At 49.0% G+C, this 7,345-nt stretch carries 6 protein-coding genes; 2 read left to right on the top strand and 4 right to left on the bottom strand.

Annotated elements, in window-relative coordinates:
* Positions 1-123: 123 nt before the first annotated feature.
* From Q0338_RS06260 to Q0338_RS06245, 4 genes are read right to left on the bottom strand one after another with little or no spacing between them, the layout of a single operon-like run.
* The gene (locus tag Q0338_RS06260) at positions 124-1,659 is read right to left on the bottom strand and encodes a DKNYY domain-containing protein (protein ID WP_298086013.1); all 1,536 of its coding nucleotides are present in this window, start codon (positions 1,657-1,659) and stop codon (positions 124-126) included.
* A 46-nt stretch (positions 1,660-1,705) separates the two neighbouring features.
* Positions 1,706-2,152, bottom strand: a complete 447-nt coding sequence (locus Q0338_RS06255) for a hypothetical protein (RefSeq protein ID WP_298086012.1) — start codon at positions 2,150-2,152, stop codon at positions 1,706-1,708.
* Positions 2,149-4,089, bottom strand: a complete 1,941-nt coding sequence (gene abc-f / locus Q0338_RS06250; protein WP_298086011.1) for a ribosomal protection-like ABC-F family protein — start codon at positions 4,087-4,089, stop codon at positions 2,149-2,151. Before abc-f ends, Q0338_RS06255 begins: the two co-directional genes overlap by 4 nt.
* Before the next feature lie 9 nt (positions 4,090-4,098).
* Positions 4,099-5,412, bottom strand: a complete 1,314-nt coding sequence (locus Q0338_RS06245) for a sodium-dependent transporter (RefSeq protein WP_298086010.1) — start codon at positions 5,410-5,412, stop codon at positions 4,099-4,101.
* 165 nt (positions 5,413-5,577) lie between these two features.
* On the opposite strand from Q0338_RS06245, the gene Q0338_RS06240 reads away from it, so the two are divergent.
* Together Q0338_RS06240 and Q0338_RS06235 are read left to right on the top strand one after the other, a co-directional pair.
* The gene (locus Q0338_RS06240) at positions 5,578-6,897 is read left to right on the top strand and encodes an MATE family efflux transporter (RefSeq protein ID WP_298086009.1); all 1,320 of its coding nucleotides are present in this window, start codon (positions 5,578-5,580) and stop codon (positions 6,895-6,897) included.
* Positions 6,873-7,345, top strand: a 473-nt coding sequence (locus Q0338_RS06235; RefSeq protein WP_298086008.1) for a YgjP-like metallopeptidase domain-containing protein, incomplete at its 3' end; no start/stop codon positions are given. The genes Q0338_RS06240 and Q0338_RS06235, both read left to right, overlap by 25 nt.

The raw sequence follows: 7,345 nt of genomic DNA, 5'->3' as shown, positions 1-7,345 counted from the left end.
GTTTGCGGAAAAATTTCCCAGTTTCATTTGCACTCCTTTTAAATTTGACTCGATTTTAGCGAAAATTTGATTAAAATTTGCTAGCGACGAGTACAACGTCAAATTTGAGCGTTTTAAGCAAATTTACCGTCTAAATTTTGCCTTGCCTCGAGGTTTTGTCGCTGTTTCGTTTTCTACCGCTTTTGCGCGGCTTTTATACTCGTAGGCTTTGCCCACGATCGCCGCCAAAATCGCAACCGCCATAAATATCCAAAGATAATACCTCTCCTCGCCGTCATAACTAGTAACCGCCTCAAAAACCAGCTCGCCTTGCGCCGGTACGAGCCGCCCATCTTTTATCATCTTGCGGATATCCTCGCTGCCCAGATTTTTGCCGCGCGGATCATACGGCCGCGTCAAGATCTCTATGGCGGCAGTATCCACGATCTCGTAGACGCTAGAGTCTATGAGCTGCCCCGTCCCAAGCGCGTCAAAATAGTAAATTTTATCGCCGTTTGCGTAAACAGCGCCGTATACGCCGTTACGCACGAGCCCTATTTTGCGCCATTGCTCGCTCGTTTTAAGCCTAAAAAGCTCGGTATGGCGCGAGCCCAAATGCCTGCCGTTTTTAGTTCTATGCCACACTTCGCGGCTCTGCACGAAATAGGTCTGAGCGCCGCTAATAAAAACGCTACCCGCAAGCGGCGAAATTTCACCCGCAAAAGGATCGTCTCCCGCGCGTTTTAGCTCGCCGCTTTCGCCGCCGCTATGACGCTGCCAAAAGTAAATCCCGCCCTTGCCGCGAAAAAGTAGATGATAGGCGTGCGCGCCGGAGACGCCAAAGGGTAGCGAGTAAGGCGCAAATTTGGGCGCGAACTCATGCTCATCTGCATAAACCGCGCCGCTAGAAGGCTCCAAAAGATAGTGTGTGCCGTTGAAATACGCCGCCTCGTGCAGCTCTGCCGTAAATTTGACCGCGAGCCGTGAGCTCTTAAAATAGACGTTTCGTCCGTCCGTAACGTAAAAATCGCTAGCTCGTCCGCGCGCGTCTAGCACGTATCTTAGTGCTCTAGCGTCTGCGCCGTCTAGCTGCTTGCCCTCAAAATATACCTTGCCGCCTTCGCCGCGCAAAGCCACTTTTTCCTCCGCGAAACCGAAATCTAAAATAGGGGTTAAATTTACGCTAGAAACGCGCTGGGTTTTATAGATATAGCTTTGCGGTTTATCAGCACCAAATATCGCGTATGCCATAGTTTGAACCATCTCGCTAAAGCCGCCTAGCTCGTAGTTTCTCTCGCCTACGTCGCTACAAAAATAGCTAATCTCTCCGTCCGTGAAATATCCGTTGCCAATCGCCCTGGCGCGAGATGGATCTAGCCCGGTCATCGCAAGATTGCCGCAGTAAACGGCACTTTCGTCAGCGCCGACGTTTCTGCCGCGGTAACCACCTGGCGCAAGGACCTTAAATTTATCCGCCCGCACGCCCTTTAGCTCAAATTTGCCTCCGCTTGGGATGAGCGCGTAAATTTTACCCTGCGGCGTAGCGTAAAATTCGCTGTTACCTATCTGGGTAAAATCATTCTCCTCCTCGTAGCTAGCGACATAAACCATGAAAAATACCGTAAAAAGCACAGCAAAAAGCGCAAATAAGCAAAGTAGTATAAATTTTTTATCTTTCAAAGTGCCGCCTATTTTTAGAAGCTCTGATGTTTATCGAACTCAAATTTTACGCAAAATGCCTCAAAATTTTAAATTTTCCTATCGCATGGTAAGCTAGCGACCAGACAAGGAAGCAAATACAAATAAGCCGAATAATATCGGTAAAATCGCGAATCTCAAATCTGCCCGTAATCAAAGAAAAAATCACTCCGCCCGCGATACAAAGAGCAAGAAGCGTCAGCGAGATAAAAACCGCAATGTTTATAATTTTTGCCGTCTTGCTCTTATTTTCGCTATTTTTAGCCAGGGTTTCAAGCAGGGTTATTCTATTTATAAAGCCGTCTCTTTCGTACTCTACGCGCACGAGATCGCCCTGTTCCAGACTAAAATCCGCCGAAAAAACGCCGCTAAATTTAATCCCGTCCAGCTCAAAACTAGCGCCGATGAACTCGTCTCGCTTAATCGTACGTAAATTTAGAGCGCTAACTCTGCCCGTTTTAGTTAATTTTTTCAAATTTGCTCCAAATTTTCGGCGATTTCCAAGACTTCAAAGTATTCGTTCTCTAACGTTTCAAGCTCGCTTTTGGCCGCTTCTAGGTCGTTATAAAGCGCGGTTAGGCCGATTTGCTGATAGATTTTAGGATCGCTAAGGCCGGCGTTTAGCTCTTTTATCTTGGCCTCTAGCGCGGCGATTTTTTCGGGGTGCGAGGATAAAATTTGCGTTTGCTTGTAGCTTAGCTTCGCGCCGGTTTTGCTCTTTTGTTTTTGCGCTTGCTCGGCTTCGCTTGCCAGGCTTGCTTCAAATTTACCAAGCTCGGCTAATTCGTCTTCTAGCTCGAGATAGACGCTGTATTCTTGATGTAGCACCTCTATTTGAGTGCCCTCAAAGGCCCATAGTTTGTGCGCGATCTTATCGACAAAGTAGCGGTCGTGGCTCACGATGATTATGGCGCCTTCAAAGCTTTGCAGGTAGTCTTCAAGGATGTTGATAGTTGCGATATCCAGGTCGTTTGTCGGCTCATCTAGCACGAGCACGTCGTACTCCTTGCTAAAAAGCAGCGCGAGCGCAACGCGGTTTTTCTCGCCGCCACTTAGAACGCCGATGGGTTTATCGAGGAATTCTTTAGGAAATAGGAAATTTTTAAGGTAGCCGTAAACGTGCATATTTCGCCCACGCACCATGACGTGATCGCCGCCGTTTGGGCAAAAGGTCTCGATGAGACTCTTATCGTCATCCAGCGCGCTTCTAGACTGATCAAAGTATCCCACTCGCACCTCGCCGCGCTTGATCTCGCCGCTGCTTGGCTTTTCAAACCCGAGTAAAATTTTAATAAGAGTGCTTTTGCCGCTGCCGTTTCGTCCGACTATCGCGATACGCTCGCCTTGCAAAACGCGCGCGTTAAAATCACTAAAAAGCTGCTTGCTGCCGATAGTTTTGCTTAATTGCTTGATCTCAAAGAGCATCTTTTTGCGGTTTACGCTTTGCGTTTGGTTAAAATTTTTACTCGCGCGCTCAAGCTCGAGCCTAACGCGGCGTATCACGCCCGGATTTTTCTTAGCCTCTTCGCGCATGGCTAGCACTCGCTCTTTGCGCCCTTCGTTGCGTTTTAGACGCGCTTTGACGCCGCGGCGCAGCCACTCTTCCTCGGCTTTTAGCTGTTTTAACAGCGTCTCGTGAGATTTAGCTAGGCTGGCTAGGATTTCCTCTTTTTTAGCTAGATAGTTTGCGTAACCACCGTCAAATGACGCCAGCGCGCCCTCCTCGATCTCGACGCTTCTAGTTGCTAGCGCGTCGATAAAGTAGCGATCGTGCGAGATAAAAACTATCGTCTGGCGCGAGCTTTTTAGCATATCCTCTAAAAATCTCACCATATAGATGTCAAGGTGGTTCGTAGGCTCGTCAAGCATCAAAATATCGGGCCTTTTAAGGATCAAAGCGCCCAGAGCTACGCGGCGTATCTCGCCTCCGCTGAGGCTTGCGACAGCGCGGTTTTCGTACTCTTTTAGCTTAAACTCCTCCAGCACGCGCTCGATCTTGCGCTCGATCTGCCAGCCGTCTTTTGCTTCGATAAATTTGATTAGTTCGTCTTGCCTCGCGTTTAGCTCTTTGTTGTGCGGATCGCGGCCGAGCGCTTCTAACACCGCGGCATACTCGTCGCGCGCGTCGAAAATTTCTTTTAGCTCCAAATTTAGCGCGTCTTTTACCGTCGCCGCATCGTCAAATTTGGGATTTTGCGCGAGCATTTCTACTTTTACGCCGCCTTGCAGGATACGCCTGCCGCTATCAGGCTCTAGCGCGCCCGCGACTAGCTTCATCAGCGTGCTTTTGCCGCTGCCGTTTTTGCCGATGATAGCGATACGCTCGCGCTCGTTTACGCTGAGGCTTATTTTGTTTAAAATTTCATTCGGACCGAATTTTTTACTAACGTCGATAAGGTCGATTAGAGCCACGCGCGAGCCTTAAAACGAGATATGCATGCTAAGCGCGATGATACAAAGCGTAAGCGCCATCGGCACGTAGATATATCTGCCCGTAAAATACCAAAACGCGCCTTGCTTTTTTGCCGCGCCAGTGTTGATCTCGTCCATGATCTCTTCTTTTTTGATGACCCAAAACCACGACACCGCGCCGATCACCGCGCCGATAGGGATGATATAGATCGACACGAAGTCCATCCACGGCCCCCAGCTAGTTATGGCTTCCATATTTACGCCTATGCCAAAGCATATTATGCAAAGCGCGATTAGCACGACGCCGCGCTTTAGGCTAGGAAATTTGTGCATTATCGACTCGGCGACTGCTTCGAACATATTTTGCAGCGAGGTCACGCCGCCAAAAATCACCGCCGTAAATAAAATAATCGCGAAAATTTGACCGCCGGGCATGTCTTGTAAAATTTTAGGCAGCGTTACGAAAAGTAACCCGGGCCCCGCCGCCGGATCCATACCGTAGGCAAATACCGCAGGCAGCATAACAAGCGCCGCCGTCATCGCAGCGATCGTATCAAAGATCGCCGTCTTTTGCGCGCTATCGACGACGTCCTCGTCCTTTGATAGATACGCGCCATAAACGATCATACCAGAGCCCGTGATAGATAGCGAGAAAAAGGCCTGTCCCATCGCCGCAACCCACACCATAGGATCAGCTAGCTTGCCCCAGTCGCTGTGAAAGACGAATTTATACCCGCCAAACGCCCCGTCTAAAAACGCCACTCTGATAGCGAGGATAAAAAATAGCACGAAAAAAAGCGGCATCATGATTTTATTTGTCTTTTCGATACTGTGCGCGCCGAAAAATAGCGTAATTAACGTACCTGCAACGACGATAAAGTGAAACGGCACGACAGAATAGGACGAAAGCGCAAAGGACTCAAACCAAGTGTTCGTATCCACCGTCATCAGCGAGCCCGTGACCGCCTGAAATAGCGCCTTTAAAACGTATGCGATGATGACAGCGTAGCCGATAGCGATACACATCGAGCCAGCTAGCGGTATCCAGCCTAAAATTTTACCGAAAGTGCCCCAGTTTCGGCTCTTCCACGCGTATTCGTATGAGCCTAGCGTGCCGGTTTTAGCGCGTCTGCCGATAGCGTACTCGGCAGATAGCCCCACATAGGAAAATATCGCGATAAAAAACAGATAAACGAGCAAAAACGCGCCGCCGCCGTTCGTACCGACCTTATAAGGAAACCCCCAGACGTTGGCCATACCGATAGCCGAGCCCACGCAAGCGATGATAAACGCCCAGCGTGACGTGAAATTTGTTTTGTGCATTTGATATCCGTTTAGATTAAATTTTTTCAATTATACTTGATTAAGCTAATAAAAAGATTATGCCCTGCTCGCAGGGAAAACGCGCCGCGCCGCCTTAAAACGCTTTAAATTTATATTTGGGTATAATCGCGCGTTATCTAAAATCCACGTTACAAAAGAGAAATTATGAATTTATCGCTCAAAAAGCTCACTATCCCGATATTTTTAGATATGTTTTTGCACTTCGTGACGCTCATCATAAACACCTACATGGTGACTAAGGTCAGCGTCCATTTAGTGGGCGCTATGGGCGCGGGCAATCAAGTCATGGATTTATTTATGACGATCTTTAACTTTTTGAGCGTCGGCTGTTCGGTCGTAGTCGCGCAGGCTCTAGGCGCGCGAAATCACAACCTAGCCAAACGCGTCATACACGCTAGCATCACGTTTAATACGATCATCGGGCTTGGTAGCGCGGTTTTTATTTACTTTTTCGGATTTGAGATTTTAGAGCTTTTAAACGTCCCCGAGCAGCTTCGCGCCCAGAGCTTTGGCTACTTGCATATGCTCGGTATCGCGCTAGCCTTTGACGGCATCGGCATGGTGCTTGCAGCAGTACTTCGCGTTTACAACTTCGCTACCGCCGTCATGCTAGTTTCCCTACTCATGAACGTCATCACCCTTTGCGGCAACGCTATCGCGCTTTTTGGCTGGCTAGGACTGCCAAACTACGGCCTTTACGGCGTCGCGGTTTCGACCGTCGTCGGAAGGCTAGTGGGCGTTATCGTGCTATTTTTAATACTGACCCGCTACGCCAAAGTTAATATTTTCTTTAAACGTCTATTTAGCCTGCCGTTTGCCATTTTGCGTAAAATTTTATCCGTCGGGCTTCCGAGCGCGGGCGAAAATTTGCTCTGGATGGCGCAGTATATGGTGGCTTTTGGCTTTGTAGCGAGCATGGGCGAAGCCAGCCTAAACGTGCAGACCATCTACTTTCAGATCACGCTTTTAATCCTGCTTTGCGGAGCCAGCATCAGCGTGGCAAACGAGGTCATCGTCGGCCACCTAGTCGGCGCGATGAGATTTGACGAGGCCTACTCGCGCACTTTCCGCGCGCTTCGCATCGGCTTTATCGCGACTCTCGCGGTCGTTTTGGCGGCGTATTTTGGCAAATTTGAAATCATGGAGCGGCTAAATTTGACCGAGGAGCTAAAGGCCGTCATGCTGCCGCTTTTTACGCTTTCTATCGCGCTTGAGACGGGGCGAACCTTTAACATCGTTATCGTAAACGCCCTGCGCGCGAGCGGGGATGCTAAATTTCCACTGATGACGGGCGCGGTGTTTATGTGGGGCGTGAGCTTGCCGCTAGGATACTATCTGGGTATCGTGCAAAGCATGGGGATCATCGGCGTTTGGATCGGATTTACCGCTGACGAGTGGCTGCGCGGACTCGTAAATACCTGGCGCTGGAGAAGCAGAAAATGGCAATCAAAACGCCTCGTGTAAAAACCGTTTGCGTAAAATGCGGCGAATTTGACGTCGCGCTAAATTTTAAAAAAGGCGTCAAAACAACCAGGCTAAAGGTCGCTAAAACCGGCGAGATCTCAGTCTCGCTGCCCTTTTACGCCGCGCAAAAATATGCGCTAGAATTCGTGCAAAAACACTACGAATGGCTAAAATCAGCTCACGAGAAAACGCTATCAAATTTGCCGCGCGAGGACGAGTTTAGGCTGCTGGGCGAGGTTTACCGCATCAAATTTGAGCCAAATTTAAAGGGCGTAAATTTAAGACGCTTTGCAGGCGATTCAGAGTTTTTTGACGGCTTAAATTTGAGCGCAGACGGGCAAAACTCGCACCTTTACGGCGCTAAATTTGAGGGCAAATTTGACGCTAGCAAATTTGACCCGCAGCCCAATGATACAAAATTTGACAGCCCGGATGAACACAAATTTGA

The organism is uncultured Campylobacter sp. (genome assembly GCF_938018145.1).
Classification (GTDB): domain Bacteria; phylum Campylobacterota; class Campylobacteria; order Campylobacterales; family Campylobacteraceae; genus Campylobacter_A.
This window is presented reverse-complemented; position numbering and strand designations above follow the sequence as displayed.